The organism is Myroides sp. DF42-4-2 (assembly GCF_030326445.1).
In the GTDB taxonomy this organism is placed as follows: Bacteria; Bacteroidota; Bacteroidia; order Flavobacteriales; family Flavobacteriaceae; genus Flavobacterium.
On sequence record NZ_JACAKI010000007.1, the window covers coordinates 101,361 to 117,159 of the forward strand.

13 protein-coding genes are annotated in these 15,799 nt (G+C 40.0%); 2 read left to right on the forward strand and 11 right to left on the reverse strand.

From position 1 onward, the window contains the following. The 5 genes from kdpC to HX062_RS07385 all read right to left on the reverse strand — a co-directional run bounded on the left by kdpC (nucleotide 1) and on the right by HX062_RS07385 (nucleotide 6,215). On the reverse strand, nucleotides 1–561 hold the full coding sequence (gene kdpC / locus HX062_RS07370; RefSeq protein ID WP_286466978.1) for a potassium-transporting ATPase subunit KdpC: 561 nt from the start codon (nucleotides 559–561) through the stop codon (nucleotides 1–3). 5 nt (nucleotides 562–566) lie between these two features. Then, nucleotides 567–2,582: a potassium-transporting ATPase subunit KdpB gene (gene kdpB, locus HX062_RS07375; protein WP_182627660.1), complete on the reverse strand. Its 2,016-nt coding sequence runs from the start codon at nucleotides 2,580–2,582 to the stop codon at nucleotides 567–569. A 3-nt stretch (nucleotides 2,583–2,585) separates the two neighbouring features. Further along, nucleotides 2,586–4,280 carry a potassium-transporting ATPase subunit KdpA gene (gene kdpA / locus HX062_RS07380; RefSeq protein ID WP_286466979.1) on the reverse strand — a complete coding sequence of 565 codons (1,695 nt, stop codon included), beginning with the start codon at nucleotides 4,278–4,280 and terminating at the stop codon, nucleotides 2,586–2,588. 103 nt (nucleotides 4,281–4,383) lie between these two features. Further along, the gene (gene kdpF / locus HX062_RS16210; RefSeq protein WP_182627740.1) at nucleotides 4,384–4,461 is read right to left on the reverse strand and encodes a K(+)-transporting ATPase subunit F; all 78 of its coding nucleotides are present in this window, start codon (nucleotides 4,459–4,461) and stop codon (nucleotides 4,384–4,386) included. 407 nt (nucleotides 4,462–4,868) lie between these two features. Continuing rightward, on the reverse strand, nucleotides 4,869–6,215 hold the full coding sequence (locus HX062_RS07385; protein ID WP_182627664.1) for a sigma-54-dependent transcriptional regulator: 1,347 nt from the start codon (nucleotides 6,213–6,215) through the stop codon (nucleotides 4,869–4,871). A 207-nt stretch (nucleotides 6,216–6,422) separates the two neighbouring features. Here HX062_RS07385 and HX062_RS07390 point away from each other — a divergent pair, with 207 nt between their 5' ends. After that, the gene (locus HX062_RS07390; RefSeq protein WP_182627666.1) at nucleotides 6,423–7,094 is read left to right on the forward strand and encodes an endonuclease III domain-containing protein; all 672 of its coding nucleotides are present in this window, start codon (nucleotides 6,423–6,425) and stop codon (nucleotides 7,092–7,094) included. Nucleotides 7,095–7,109: 15 nt separating this feature from the next. On the opposite strand, the gene HX062_RS07395 is transcribed toward HX062_RS07390, so the two are convergent. Next, nucleotides 7,110–7,265 (reverse strand): hypothetical protein, encoded by a 156-nt coding sequence (locus tag HX062_RS07395; protein WP_182627668.1) that lies wholly within the window; start codon nucleotides 7,263–7,265, stop codon nucleotides 7,110–7,112. 48 nt (nucleotides 7,266–7,313) lie between these two features. Further along, nucleotides 7,314–7,898, reverse strand: coding sequence for a sigma-70 family RNA polymerase sigma factor (locus tag HX062_RS07400; RefSeq protein WP_286466980.1), 585 nt, complete (start codon nucleotides 7,896–7,898; stop codon nucleotides 7,314–7,316). Nucleotides 7,899–8,120: 222 nt separating this feature from the next. Here HX062_RS07400 and uvrA point away from each other — a divergent pair, with 222 nt between their 5' ends. Next, nucleotides 8,121–10,931: an excinuclease ABC subunit UvrA gene (gene uvrA, locus HX062_RS07405; RefSeq protein ID WP_286466981.1), complete on the forward strand. Its 2,811-nt coding sequence runs from the start codon at nucleotides 8,121–8,123 to the stop codon at nucleotides 10,929–10,931. A 111-nt stretch (nucleotides 10,932–11,042) separates the two neighbouring features. Here uvrA and HX062_RS07410 read toward each other — a convergent pair whose 3' ends face one another. The 4 genes from HX062_RS07410 to HX062_RS07425 form a co-directional block, all read right to left on the reverse strand. Next, nucleotides 11,043–12,344, reverse strand: a complete 1,302-nt coding sequence (locus HX062_RS07410; RefSeq protein ID WP_286466982.1) for a glycosyltransferase family protein — start codon at nucleotides 12,342–12,344, stop codon at nucleotides 11,043–11,045. A gap of 19 nt (nucleotides 12,345–12,363) precedes the next feature. After that, nucleotides 12,364–14,787: a YfhO family protein gene (locus HX062_RS07415; RefSeq protein ID WP_286466983.1), complete on the reverse strand. Its 2,424-nt coding sequence runs from the start codon at nucleotides 14,785–14,787 to the stop codon at nucleotides 12,364–12,366. A 210-nt stretch (nucleotides 14,788–14,997) separates the two neighbouring features. Then, nucleotides 14,998–15,291: a DUF4834 family protein gene (locus HX062_RS07420; protein ID WP_182627681.1), complete on the reverse strand. Its 294-nt coding sequence runs from the start codon at nucleotides 15,289–15,291 to the stop codon at nucleotides 14,998–15,000. A 77-nt stretch (nucleotides 15,292–15,368) separates the two neighbouring features. Next, nucleotides 15,369–15,755 carry a rhodanese-like domain-containing protein gene (locus tag HX062_RS07425; RefSeq protein ID WP_255492427.1) on the reverse strand — a complete coding sequence of 129 codons (387 nt, stop codon included), beginning with the start codon at nucleotides 15,753–15,755 and terminating at the stop codon, nucleotides 15,369–15,371. Between the last annotated feature and the right edge of the window lie 44 nt (nucleotides 15,756–15,799).

A 15,799-nucleotide genomic window follows, 5' to 3' on the forward strand; every position in this document is an offset into this window, starting at 1 on the left:
TTATTTTAATTGATCTAAAGCGATATTGAGTTGCAGCACAGAAATAGTTTGTGGACCTAAAAACCCCCACAAAGGCTGTTGGGTGTGTTGAGCGATCAGTTGTTCTATACGGCTAGGCGCTAGTCCTCTTTCTTTGGCAATACGCGCAATTTGCACGTGAGCGGCTTGAATAGAAATATGCGGATCTAAACCACTCCCACTAGCCGTCACTAGATCTACGGGAATATCTTCTCGCTGTACTTCTGGATTGCGCTCTATAAAATCGTCAATACGCCCTTGGACTTCTTCCAAATATTCTGCCTTGGACGATGCGTCATTACTCGCTCCTGAGCCTGCAGCATTATAAGCTACTGCCGATGGACGCGACCAAAAATACGCCATGGAGGTAAACGACTGCCCAATATTGACATATTGTTTCCCCTTTGGGGTTTCAACGGTAATGCCTTTTCCTTTGTTTGGAGCAACTTGCGCTATTCCCCACATAAGAGCAGGGTAAAAACCACCTAGCACAATCAAAAATAAAGTGGTTAGCAGCATAGAGGGTATTATATTTGTTTTCATATCGTTTACATCAAAAGTGAAATAAATAGGTCAATAATTTTTATTCCTACAAAGGGAACAAGCACACCACCTAATCCATAAATTAATAAATTACGACGCAGTAAAGCACTTGCGCCAATGGGTTTATAGGCCACCCCTTTTAACGCTAAGGGTATCAGGCAAGGAATGATAATAGCGTTGAAAATAACCGCAGAGAGGATAGCGCTTTCGGGGCTGTACAACTTCATAATATTCAAACCTTCTAGAGCGGGAATAGCCGAGATGAACAAGGCAGGTATAATGGCAAAATACTTAGCAACGTCATTGGCAATACTAAACGTAGTTAGGGTACCTCTTGTCATGAGTAGTTGCTTTCCGATTTCTACTACTTCAATCAGTTTGGTAGGGTCATTGTCGAGATCCACCATATTTCCTGCTTCCTTAGCGGCTTGCGTACCGCTATTCATCGCCACCCCAACATCTGCTTGTGCTAATGCGGGAGCATCGTTGGTCCCATCCCCCATCATAGCAACGAGTCGGCCTTCTGCTTGTTCTCTTTTGATGTAGTTCATTTTATCTTCGGGTTTAGCCTCGGCAATAAAATCATCTACTCCAGCTTTTTCTGCAATATATTTTGCCGTCATGGGATTGTCGCCGGTTACCATTACCGTTTTAATTCCCATTTTTCTCAAACGCGCAAAGCGCTCTTGAATGCCTGGTTTAATAACATCTTGTAGCTCTATCACCCCGACAATTTGTTCATTTTGAGCCACAACTAAAGGTGTACCTCCATTCTCGGCTACTGCGCGGACGCAGCGATCCATTTCCTCTGGAAAGGGATATCCCGCTTGTTCACTTAGTTGTTTGATGGCGTCAACGGCTCCTTTGCGGATGCGGATGTCGTCATAATCCACTCCTGAGCTCCTTGTTTCTGCTGTAAAGGAAATAAATCGAGGTTGATTGATTCTAAAAGCGGTGGGATCGACCTGAGCCAATTCTAGTATGGATTTTCCTTCTGGTGTATCGTCGCGTAGGGAACTCAATACGGCAGCTTTGATCAAGTCTTGGCTAGCTACCCCATTGGCAGGGTGAAAATGAGTGGCCTTTCTGTTCCCTATGGTAATGGTTCCCGTTTTATCCAACAACAATACATCAATATCTCCTGCAGTTTCTACCGCTTTACCGCTTTTTGTAATGACATTGGCACGCAATGCTCGATCCATACCCGCAATGCCAATCGCCGATAACAACCCACCTATTGTGGTGGGAATCAAACACACATAGAGCGAAATTAAAGCGCTAATCGTCAGTGTAATATGAGCAAAATCAGCAAAAGGCTTAAGGGTGATAATCACAAGAGTAAACACCAAAGTGAATCCAGCGAGTAAAATGGTTAACGCTATTTCATTAGGTGATTTTTGTCGGTTTGCCCCTTCAACTAAAGCGATCATTTGGTCTAAAAAACTCTCACCCGCTTGGGCTGTAACGCGCACCTTGATGCGATCGGATAATACTTTCGTTCCACCCGTAACGCTACTTTTATCTCCGCCAGCTTCTCGTATTACAGGTGCACTCTCTCCAGTAATTGCACTTTCGTCAATCGTAGCTAACCCTTCGATAATTTCTCCGTCTGCGGGAATAATATCCCCTGCAACACAGCAATAAATCATCCCTTTTTGCAAAGCAGCAGAGGAAATTTGCCTTCCATCTTCTAATTGAGCTGGTGTTTCTTCTCTTGTTTTGCGCAAGCTATCTGCTTGTGCTTTTCCTCTTGCTTCGGCAATGGCTTCGGCGAAATTAGCAAACAGCAAGGTGGCGAATAGCAGCAAAAAAAGCGTGAACGTATAGCCAAAACTCCCTTGTTGTGTTGATCCGAATAAAATTCCGATACAAACAACCAACAGAATGGCCGTTCCTATTTCTACAGTAAACATTACGGGATTGCGAACTAAAGTTCTAGGGTTTAATTTTATAAAAGCTTCTACTAGCGCTTTCTGAATCACTTCTTTTTGAAAAAGTGTTTGTTTGGTTTGCGTTGCCATGATCTAAATATGTAGTTGAGTAAAATAATCCGCTAGAGGGCCTAGGGTTAAGACAGGAAAGAAGGCCAATGCGGCTACGATGAGAATTACCGTTAGAACAATTAGGCCGAAGGTGGACGTATCAGTAGCCAATGTACCAGCGCTTTGGGGGATATATCTTTTTTGTGCAAGGGCCCCTACAAGAGCCAATGGACCTATAATGGGCAAAAAGCGCCCGAGTAACAAGACGATACTCGTGGAGAAATTCCACCACAAGGTATTATCTCCCAACCCTTCAAAGCCACTTCCGTTATTTGCAGCTGAAGAGGTGTATTCATAGAGTACTTCCGTAAATCCATGAAAGGAGGGATTGTTGAGGCTATCTCTAGTAAATTCGGGAAAAGACACTCCTATAGCCGTACTACCCAAAATAAGTAAGGGATGAATCAAGGCAACAATCATCGCGATTTTCATTTCTTTGGCTTCTATTTTTTTGCCAAATAGCTCCGGTGTTCTCCCCACCATAAGCCCACTGATGAATACCGCTAAAACGACAAAAACGAAGAAATTCAGTATGCCAACCCCTACACCGCCATAAAAGCTATTGATCATCATGGCGAGCAATTGATTCATTCCCGATAAAGGCATAGCGCTATCGTGCATTGAGTTAACGGAGCCCGTGGAGATTACGGTTGTCACAATACTCCAAAAACCAGAAGCAGCAGCGCCTATACGCACTTCTTTTCCTTCCATAGCACCTAGGGAATGGTCAATACCCATGGCTGTAATATTTGGATTCCCACTGCGCTCCACCTGTATGGTTGGCACAGCTAAACACAAAAATCCAAACGTCATCACCCCAAACATCATCCAAGAAAATCGCTTGCGCTGAATATAGTACCCAAAGGCAAATACCATGGCTATGGGAATAATGAGCTGTGCAATCATTTCGGTCATATTGGTTAAATAGGTTGGATTTTCAAAGGGATGAGCCGAATTGGTTCCGAAGAATCCACCGCCGTTTGTGCCCACGTGCTTAATAGCTATAAAGGCAGCTGCGGGACCACGAGACACCTCGACTTGTTGTCCTTCTAATGTGGTAATCCTATCCTTTCCCTCAAAGGTCATAGGCGTACCCTGAAAAATCAAAATGGTCGCCACAACTATACTCAAAGGCAATAAGATACGCGTAATGGATCGTGTAAAATACACGTAGAAGTTACCTAATTGGGTTGCTGTTTTATTTTTAAAAGCTTCAAATACCACTGCTGCTGCTGCCATTCCCGTGGCAGCACTAACGAATTGCAGAAACATCAAAGCCATTTGTGTCAAATAGGTTACCCCTGTTTCCCCAGCATAGTGCTGTAAATTACAGTTGACCAAAAAGGATATAGCCGTATTAAATGCCAAATCAGGTGACATACTAGGGTTATGGTCTGGGTTTAATGGTAGACTCCCCTGGGTGAGCAATAGCACAAATACCAAGACAAACCAAACAACATTAATGGTGAGTAAAGCAAGAAGGTGCTGCTTCCAGTTCATCCCTTCGGCAGGGTTTATTTTACTGATGCGATACAGTAGTTTCTCTAGTGGTGCTAATACCCCATCTAAAAAAGTCGACTGGCCTGCATAGACCTTTGCTATATAGTTCCCTAGGGGAATTGAAATTCCAATAGCCAATAAAAAAGTGACTAGGATTCCGGTGATTTCTGTATTCATATTGATTTAATCAAGTACTAATAAAATTCGGTGAATGAGGTAGACGATGCCGTAGACCATCGTAAAGATCAATAGGATCATTCCTATATCTTTTACATTTTTTTTAAAATTGCTCAGGCTTGAATAAGACATAACACAAATAGACTAATACAGCCAAAGCGATTAAGAATAAAACAATCATAAGTAAGATTTAAAGTTGATCAAAAAAATTAATGGCTTTGTAAAAGGCGACAAAGCAGGCCACGCCTAGGGCGATACAAGCTAGAATTATCATGGTTATTCAGTTTTAAAATGGAACATATAGCACCGCTGTGCTGCTCTTGGTCAATGATTCGGAAATGCCTACATGCTATAGGAACTGTTGGTTTCATAGAAGCTGATTTGCTCATACTATAGCGAATGGCATACCACTTTAGCCTACAATTAGGTATAAGACTATAAATCAACATTTTACTTTAAAAAAGAAAGGTAGGGCAAAAAGTAAACCCTATCGTTTTGATAGGGTTTGCGCATGAGTGTCTATCATAATGATAGGGTTTATATAAAAAAAAAAGCTCCGAATTGGGAGCTTTGTGTAGGCTATATGGACTAGTTGAGGTTGTAATCTGCCATTTTCCGATACAACGTAGTCAAGGCAATTCCCAACAATTCTGCAGTTTTGGTTTTATTGCCCTTGGTGTATTCCAATACTTTTTGGATGTGTTGCTTTTCAATGGAAGCCAGATCAAGTGCTGTGGTTTCTTGTCTTGTTTGTTCACTTTTTTGTTGTACTTCCCCAGGTAAGTCTTCTACTTGCAGGGAAACTCCCGTACACAGGATTAGGGCGCGTTCCATGGTGTTGCGCAGTTCTCTAATATTTCCCGGCCAAGAATAGTGCTGCATACAAGCTAAGGTTTCTCTTGCAATGGATTGTACTGGATTGAGCGATGTTGCTGCAAATTGTGCTCGGAAGTGTTCGGCTAATACAGGAATATCCTCCATGCGTTCTCTTAGGGCAGGCAAGCGAATTTCAAATACTGAAATGCGATAGTACAAATCTTCTCTAAAGTGTCCTGCTTTTATTTCTTTGTCAAAATTTCGGTTCGTTGCCGCAATAATACGCACATTGACTTGCGTGGGCTTCGTTTCTCCGATTTTAAAGAAAGTTCCTGTTTCCAATACGCGAAGCAGTTTGGCTTGTAGGCCTATCGGCATCTCTCCTATCTCATCTAAAAAGAGCGTTCCTTGGTGCGCTTCTTCAAACAACCCTTTTTGATCCTTGGTCGCATTAGTAAACGAACCCGCTTTATGACCAAATAATTCACTCTCGAGTAAATCCTTGCTAAAAGCCGAGCAATTAATCGCTACAAAATTTGCTTTTGCACGCGTACTTGCTTGGTGAATCGCCTGAGCAAAGACTTCTTTTCCCGTTCCCGTTTCTCCAGTTAATAATACCGTAGCATTAGTTGGTGCAACCCGCTGCGCAAGGTGAATCGCTTCGGTGACTAAAGGTGCTGCTCCCAACACAGATTCGAAACCCGGTAGAGGCTCTTCTCTGCGGATTTGGTTTTGCTCTAAAGTGCGATTAACGCGAACCCGCTCCATAGCGCGGTAAAGCAAAGGCAAAATCTTGTTGTTGTCATCGCCTTTGGTAATATAGTCAAAGGCACCACTCTTAATGGCTTGTACACTATCAGGTATATTGCCATAAGCCGTTAGTAATATCATCTCTACCCAAGGATAGCTAGTCTTGACTTGCTCCACAAAAGCAACGCCATTTCCATCAGGTAGTTTAACGTCACAAACCACTACGTCTATAGTGAGTTGTTCTAATTTTTTAGTTGCTGTTTTCAAATCAGGCGCTTGATAAACGTCAAAACCTTCTAACTCAATAATGCGAGCCAATAGTTTTCTCAATTTTTCCTCATCATCGACCACTAAAACCGTTTGTTTCATCCTTCGCTTTTTTTGATTGGTTATTTTTATAAAGGTATAAAACAATCCGGTATTCCACTATGGATCCCTCCAATATGATAGCAGGATTTTTTGCTTTGATGATCTAGGGTGTTATACAGTAAAGGAGAATTTTTATAAAAATCACTTTTTTTAACGATCTTTGTATGAAACACCAAAAGAGGATTCTTCTTTATAGAATAAGTAGTTATGACTAAAACTGAGAAAGTAAACTTTGTGCTCGAAACGCTAGATGCTTTATATCCTGAAATTCCGGTTCCTTTAGATCACAAAGACCCTTATACGTTGCTGATTGCCGTATTATTATCCGCACAGTGTACAGATGAACGCGTCAATAAAATAACGCCTATTTTATTTGCCAAGGCGGATAATCCCTATGACATGGTAAAATTAACGGTTGAGGAGATTCAAGATATTATACGTCCTTGTGGCTTATCACCGATGAAGAGTAAGGGGATTTATGGGTTGTCCAAGATCTTAATTGAGGAACACAATGGAGAGGTCCCTGCGGATATGGAAGCCTTAGAGCGATTACCTGCGGTGGGACATAAAACGGCTTCGGTAGTAGTAGCACAAGCTTTTGATATTCCCGCTTTTCCTGTAGATACGCATATTCACCGCTTGTTGTATCGTTGGGGATTCTCCAACGGCAAAAGTGTTCAACAAACAGAAAAAGACGCTAAACGCTTATTTCCTAAAGAACACTGGAATAAATTGCACTTACAATTGGTGTGGTATGGGCGTCAATATTCGCCTGCCCGTGGATGGAAATTAGAACTCGATATCATTACTAGTGTTATTGGACGCAAAACCGTTCTCAATGAATACTATAAAAAACAAGAAAAAAAAGCATCGAAATAATCGATGCTTTTTTTTTTAATTTACTTTAGCCGTTTTTAGGTTTGTTTCCACAAATTCACTGAAAGCTAGTTGAGACCAAAATTTAGAATACGTCAATAGCTTTTCAATCAACTCTGGTTTCGGTACCTTTGCTTCCGTTACGGTTAAAAGAGTCTTGTAATTTTTTTTCATAGAAAATCTGTTATATTCCTCTTTTATAACGGGCGATCTGAGACTTTATTATATACTTAATGATATTTGTTTTTTTTCGAGCATTCGTCTCAAATTGATAATAGCGTAGCGCATTCTTCCCAAAGCTGTATTAATACTGACATCCGTTGCTTCGGCAATCTCTTTAAAACTCAGATCTTGATACAAGCGCATGCGGATCACCTCTTGCTGATCTTCAGGTAATTCTAAAATTAACTGTTGTAAATCTTCGGTAATCTGATTTTGTATTAACAATTCTTCAACGGTTTCACTATCGTCTTTTAGAAAACTAAAAAAAGGCGTTTGTTCGGTATCATTGTGGATAACCGTGCGCTTTTCACGTCGATAGTGATCCATAATTAGGTTATGTGCAATGCGCATCACCCAGGAGATGAATTTGCCTTCTTCGTTATACTTTCCTGTTTTAAGGGTATTGATTACTTTGATAAACGTATCTTGAAAGATGTCATTGGTTAATTCAACATCGTCCAATTTACTAAAAATAAATCCAAAAATCTTGGCTTGATGTCTTTTAATTAAAACTTCTAGCGCATATTCATTGCCCCTTCTATAATGCTGTACAAGGGTAGCATCTGGTAATTGACTTAATTCCATAACAAAATTCTTTTTATAGCTGTTCTATTCTGATCTAAAAAGTACTTTTGTTATATAGGCAATTGATTTTTATGTATTGAGTGTTACAAATATATACAAAAATATTTGTTAAAAAAAAGAAATAAAAAAAGGGAGGCCAATATAATTGATTTTTGGGAAGCTAAAGCATTTCATAAACTAAGATAAAAGCGTATTTTTGTGTACTAAACACCAAAATATCACATGTCTAAAATCGATTTTTCTAAACTAGATCCCAAGAAAAACATTATCATTAAAGGAGCACATCTCCATAACTTAAAGCATATAGATGTGGTGATTCCTAGAAATCAGATGGTTGTCGTAACAGGACTTTCTGGTTCTGGAAAATCTTCTTTGGCTTTTGATACCCTATATGCGGAGGGACAGCGTCGTTATGTTGAGAGTTTGTCTTCGTATGCACGTCAATTCTTAGGGCGAATAGACAAACCTAAAGTGGAATACATCAAAGGTATTGCCCCTGCTATTGCCATTGAACAAAAGGTCAATACCACCAATGCGCGATCTACGGTGGGGACGTCTACGGAACTATATGACTACATCAAATTGCTCTTTGCTCGTATTGGGCATACCTACTCCCCTATATCGGGACAGGAAGTAAAGAAAGACACTGTAACTGATGTAACAACCTTAATCAAATCCTTTGCTTTAGATAGTAAATGGCTGTTATTAGCCCCTTTGCTGTTTGAGGAAGAAAGAACGTTAGCCGAGCACTTAGATGTTTTACTCAAACAGGGGTATGCTCGTTTATGGGTAAAAGGTGAAATGGTGCGTTTGGATGAGTTTCTAGGCTTGGAACCCGCACTTATTAATCAATTTTCTTTGGAGGATATCCGCCTGATCATTGATCGCATTGTGGTAAAAGATACAGACGAATTTTACAATCGTTTAGGTGATGCTGTTGAAACTGCCTTTTTTGAAGGCAAGGGAACTTGTTATGTACGCAGCTTAGATGAAGATAAACAATACGAATTCAACAATCGATTTGAACTCGATGGCATAACATTTTTAGAGCCTAATATTCACCTGTTTAGCTTTAATAATCCCTATGGCGCTTGTCCTGTTTGTGATGGCTATGGCAATGTAATTGGCATTGATGAAGAGTTGGTGTTCCCTAATACAGGACTCTCGGTATATGAAAATGCCGTTTTTCCTTGGCGTGGGGAATCCATGGGATGGTATCGCGATCAGCTCGTTCAACATGCGTATAAATTTGATTTTCCCATTCATCGTCCTATTTTTCAGCTCACCGCAGAAGAAAAGGCACTCCTATGGGAAGGAAATGAATATTTTACGGGTCTGAATGCTTTCTTTGAAGAACTAGAGGAAAAGAATTACAAAATACAAAATCGCGTTTTACTCTCGCGTTATAGAGGGAAAACGAAGTGCCCAACTTGTAAGGGAAAACGCTTGAGAAAGGAAGCAGGCTACGTTAAAATTGGTGGAAAAACCGTTTCTGATCTGGTTGATATGCCCATTGATAAATTAGTGGTTTTCTTTCAAGAGCTGAGGTTAACAGACTATGAACAGCAAGTAGCTAAGCGCTTACTCATCGAGATTAACAATCGATTAGGCTTTTTGTTAAACGTAGGTTTATCCTACTTAACGCTCAACCGAAATTCATCTACACTTTCGGGTGGGGAATCTCAACGCATTAACCTAGCTACTTCGTTGGGAAGTAGTTTGGTTGGTTCCATGTATATTCTCGACGAACCGAGTATTGGTCTACATCCCAAGGATGGAGAAAAGTTAATCCAAGTGCTTAAACAATTAAAGGCTTTAGGCAATACGGTCATTGTTGTAGAACACGATGAGGAAATCATGCAGGCAGCGGATCAGATTATCGATATTGGACCAGAAGCGGGTACCTTTGGAGGGGAATTAGTCGCACAGGGGACTTTAGCGGAAATTCTACAATCAGATTCCCTAACCGCACAATACCTCAATGGAACGAGAGCTATTGAAATACCTAAGAAAAGAAGATCGTATAAACACTATATTGACATCATTGGTGCGAGAGAGCACAATTTAAAGAATATTGATGTTCGTTTTCCATTGGATTGCTTAACGGTTATTACAGGCGTTTCGGGAAGTGGAAAGAGTACGTTAGTCAAGCGTATATTATACCCTGCCCTTCAGAAAAAACTAACGGGACTAAGTGATAAACCAGGTCAATTTACCGCATTAGAAGGCAAATTTGATCACATCAAGCAGATTGAATACGTAGATCAAAATCCAATCGGACGAAGCTCGCGTTCGAATCCCGTGACCTATATCAAAGCCTATGACGAAATTCGAGACTTATACGCCAAGCAAAATACGTCCAAATTAAGGGGGTATCAACCCAAGCATTTTTCGTTTAACGTAGACGGTGGACGATGTGAAGTGTGTAAAGGGGAAGGAAGTGTAACGGTAGAAATGCAATTTATGGCCGACGTGCACTTAGAGTGTGAAGCATGTCACGGCAAACGATTCAAGAAAGAAGTGCTCGAAGTGAATTTTGAAGGAAAAAACATAGACGATATTCTTCGCATGACTATTGATGATGCATTAGCCTTCTTCAAGCAATACAACCAAACGAAAATCGCTACGCGTTTGCAACCGCTACAAGACGTGGGATTGGGGTATGTCCAATTGGGACAATCTTCTTCTACGCTTTCGGGTGGTGAAGCACAACGCATTAAATTAGCGTCTTTCTTATTGGCGGGTTCAACGCGAGAAAAAGTGCTCTTTGTCTTCGATGAACCGACAACGGGCTTACACTTTCACGACATTAATAAACTCCTTACTGCTTTTAATGCACTGATTGATAAAGGACACTCCATCTTGGTTATCGAACACAATTTAGATTTGATCAAATGTGCAGATTATATCGTAGATATTGGCCCTGAAGGCGGAGAAAAAGGCGGTCAACTGATTGCTTTTGGCACTCCTGAGGAAGTAGCTGCATGCAAAGAATCCAGTACTGGACAGTTTTTAAAACATAAATTGAAGTAAAAAAAGGAGCTCCTTTTTGGCGAGTGGTGAAGAGTAGAGATGAAATGGGAAAAAATTACCAATAAAAAAAGCTTGAGGTAATCCTCAAGCTTTTTTTATTTCTGTAAACCGTTAATCATTTAAAACACTCACCAAGCGTTCAGTCAATCGCTTGCGACCAAAATACTGTAAGCCCATGGCGTGTACTCGGAGTTGATTGTTTTGATACTGTTCAAAATATTGCAGTAAGATTTCACTAATTTTATCTTTCTCACTGTATAAGGCATTGCGTCCTACATTGGTTTGTTGCACTATTTCAAAGAAGTCAGACTCCTCCGGTCCAATGGCTAAAATCGGACGTTCTGCGGCCATATACTCAAACAGTTTTCCTGGAATAATCGCTTTGGTATCATCGGAGTCAATTTCAACAAGCAACAACACTTGAGATGCACGCATTTGCCTCAATGCTTCTTCATTGTCGACATAGCCTCTGTTGTCAGTACATTCCAACAGTTTAAATTCTGCCAAGGTATGGAGTATTTCATCGCTAATCTTTCCGATTAGCTTAAGCTCAAATGCAGCTTTAAATGCTTTGTTCTCCCTTCTCAACTCACTAATTGCTTTCCACAAAACACGTGGGTTGCGATTAGAGAGAAATGAGCCGATATGGGCTAAAGTAAATTTTTCATCCAGTGGAATTTTTCCTAAATGTGCCACATCATATCCATTGGTGATAATCGCAATGGGCTTTGCTGTTTTAGTTCTAAATTCTTTACTCGTTGTCTTACTCGTTACAATTAGTTGATCTGCAGTTGTAAGCACTTCTTTTTCTAGCGCTAAATGCTTTTCTTTTGCTTTATGCGATAGTTTAAGTTCTTTATGATAACCTATTGTCGTCCAAGGATCTCTAAAGTCAGCCACCCACTTAATTTTTCTTTTTTTCTTCAAGCCCAATCCAATTAGATGGATGCTATGAGGAGGGCCTGTGGTGATGATGGTTTCGATCTCAGGGTGTTGTTCTAAATAGGTGTTGAGGTAATCGATGGAGGGTTTTACCCATCCAACGCGTGCATCGGGAATAAACATATTACCGCGAATCCACAGCAATAATTTATCCCATTTAGTTTGATTTCGAACTTGGGGAATCATTCCTGAACTCATCGTTTGTGCGCGTTGTCCCATTAACTTCTTCGCTAAAGAATACGGTTCTTTGATGGTTTTGCGCAAAATCGTTACCTCTGGACTTACCTCCTGCTCTAGTTTGGTATCAATCAAGGGATAGTTTGCCCCATCAGGTACGTATACTATTGGTTCTATATCAAAATCGGGTAAATACTTGACGAACTTCAACCAGCGTTGAACACCTGGTCCCCCTGCAGGAGGCCAGTAATAACAAAGGATGAGTACTTTTTTCTTTTCTTTTTTCTTTTCCATTTCAAGCAATAAATCACTTTTATTTTTCTTTTCTTTTTCTACATATCCAAACGGCTCCAAGTGATAGGATTACAATCAACAAAGAGCTTGCCAAAGCAATGCGGCTACCTGTTTTTACCACTTGAGGTTCAAAGGTAAATTCAATCGTGTGCTTTCCTTCTGGAATAACTATAGCGCGCAACACATAGTCTACTGCTACAATAGGCACTTCTTTGCCATCAACCTTCGCCATCCATCCTTGTGGATAGTATATTTCAGAAAACACAGCTAATCCTTCTTGTGCGTTTGTCGATTCATAGGTTAGCTTATTGGCTTTATAAGAAGTTGACTGAATACGAGCTAAAGAATCTACGACATAACTATCTTTAATTGGCTGTTGAAACGCTTGTGTATTCAACACGGCGGTTGTTTTGGTGTTTATTTTACCCAAGGCCTGCATTTCTTGGTCTGCTGTTGTTACTTTTTCAACAGTAGATACAAACCATGCATTGCCATTAGCTTCGTTATTTAGCATGGCTACACTACGACCTTCTTCATCGGGTTGTATAATGTATTTTACATTCATCATATTGAAAACCGTCATCGGGTTTTGATTCAATTGATAGTCGACCAGTTGTTGGATTCTTCTCGGTTTTGCTGCGTGATATCCCCCAAGTGAATAATGGAAATAGGACGCTTTTGCGCTATTTAATCCTCCCTGAGCATCAAAGACTCTAAAGTGAGAGGGATCGTTTAAAATTTGTTTGTCTGCTTGTGTGATTTCAAAGGGATCTTCCATTTTTCTAGCTGACACAAAAGAGGTTTCATTGACGTACTTGCGGTCTACCACAACTAAGTCACCAACGAGTAGCACACCGATAATCACGAGGGCATACAGCTCTTTCAACTTGTCTTTTGCGAAAGCGAAAAGCACGGCAGCGGTAGCTAGTATTAATAAAAAAGAACGCAGTAAATCGTGGGTATACATGGCCTTGCGCTCTTCAATTAATGCGCGGATAAAACCAGGACCAATTTCTCCATATGCACTGCGATAGTAATCGTCATTTAAACCTGTAAAGGAAAGCGTTCCTTTAATTACAAATAGAAAGACCAACAAACCGCCAGCGATAAGACTTGTTTTCTTTAAGGCATCTAGTTGTTGTTTTTGCTCGAGTTTAAAGAAGTTGTACAAGCCCAATACTGCTAGAACAGGCACACACATCTCTAGTATAACTTGAATAGAGGAAACCGCTCTAAATTTGTTGTACAAGGGCACATAATCGATGAAGAAATTCGTCACTATTGGAAAGTTTTTTCCCCAAGACAACACCAAAGCCAATAAGGCACCAGCTAAGAAAATATACTTGAGGTTTCGCTTTTCGGTAAACAAACCCAATACAAATAAGAAAAATACAATAGCTCCAATATAAGCAGGTGCAGCCACAATGGGTTGATCTCCCCAATACGTAGGAGCTTGCTTACTCATTTCTTTGGCTTGTTGCGGATTAGCACCAATTGAAGTAAGGTAGCGATAGATGGCATTATCTTCCTCAAGGGTTTCGTTATTTGCACCCCCTGTTAAACGGGGAGATAGCAAGTTTAAGCTCTCAAAAATACCATAGCTATACTCTGTGATATAGTCATAGCTCATCGCATTAGAAGAGGTTTTAGGCGATCCATCTGGTTCATAGGTCAATTCACTTGCACTACGCGTACTAAACTTGGTATATTCCGCCGTTGCCATAATATTCGTTGCATTAGCCCCAATACTCAACACGGCTGATCCAACTAAAATCGCATAGGCAATACCCAAGCCTTTCCAGTCTTTTGCTTTGCCATATTGGTAGGTATAGGCTATGCCTAAAATCAATAAGAACAACAGCAAGTAATAGGTCATTTGGAAGTGGTTTGCGCTAATTTCTAGAGCAGCTGCCACAACCGTTAGAATCCCCCCTACTACGTATTTCTTTCGAAACACGAGTATTACCCCTGCTACTACCATAGGCATATAAGCAATGGCGTGTGCTTTGGCGTTGTGTCCAACCCCTAAGATGATGATTAAATAAGTAGAAAATCCAAAAGCCAGGGATCCGATAAATGCCTTTAAGGGACGAATGCCCAAAACGAGAAGTAAGGCATAAAATCCGACGAAATACAAGAATAAATAGTCTGCAGGACGCGGTAAAAAACGGATGGCGCTATCTAAGTGTTTTACAAAATTATAGGGATACTTGGCTCCTAACTGATAGGTCGGCATCCCTCCAAAAGCGCTATTCGTCCAATAAGGCTCTTCATTAAATTCTGCTCTAAAATTGTTTTGCTCTTTTGCCATCCCCGTATATTGTACAATATCAGACTGGTAAATAACCTTGTTCTGTAAAACGGGAGAAAAATAAAGTAAGGCTACGACGATAAAACCTACCAACACCAAGAGATGTGGTACATATTTTTTTACTGCATTCATGCTATAAAACTACTTTGCTTTGATTGAATTCTGTTCAATTAGCTAAAGTAAGTAATTTTAAGGTTAGATGTGTGTATTTTTTTTGAAACCTGTCCAGAATTACTAGGAATATCCCTACTTGCCACAGCTTTTTTAGGTGAATAGATGAATGAGCAACACTCCTACGCTAGGGAGATGTATAAAAAAAGCTCCCTTGAGAGGAGCTTGTTGTTATTTTGTGTCTACTTCTTCGTAATCGATATATTCGCCAACGACTTTTGTTGAGCGAGGGAATTTATCTTTCCCTGTCGATGTATTTTGATTCGTAAAATCAGGTTCTTGTTGAGATGTTCTATTTTGTTGATAAAAATCTTGCTGCTGCTGTTGAAAATTTCGTTCTACTTTCTTTGCCATTTTATAGACAAAAAGTGGAAATAAATAACGCATCGCAAATTTAAAAGCATAATAGATCACTACTATAATAACTAATGTTCTTAAAAAACCTCCAAATGATGCTATATCCATACTTTACCTTTTTTTCAAAAATAGCAATTTTTTCAAACATCTAGTCTTGAGAATTCTTAAATAATTGATAAATTAACCTAGTCTTTTTCTGCCTTCCAAGCTTTATAACCTCCAGCTAGCTCGATGACTTGAAATCCTGCTTCTTGCATTTTTTTTGCAGCTCCTGCACTTCGTTTTCCTGATTGACAAAAGATATATACAGGTTGTGAAGAATCTAATTCTTTTATTTGTTGGTCAAAATCATCTCCTAAATAATCCAGGTTAACCGCATTAGCGATTGTGCCTTCTTGGTATTCTTTTGGTGTTCTAACGTCGACTAACTGCACTTTACGGGCTGTAATTTGCTTCTCAAAGGCAAGGGGTTGAACCAATTCTTTCTCTTTCACTTCCTGGGCGGTAACCTTAAAAAAAGAGAACATTAGTAAAGTAGCTGTTAAAAAACTATTTTTCATCGTATATTTCATCTAAATATTTTTAATCAAGTGACAAATATCAGGATTAGTATTCG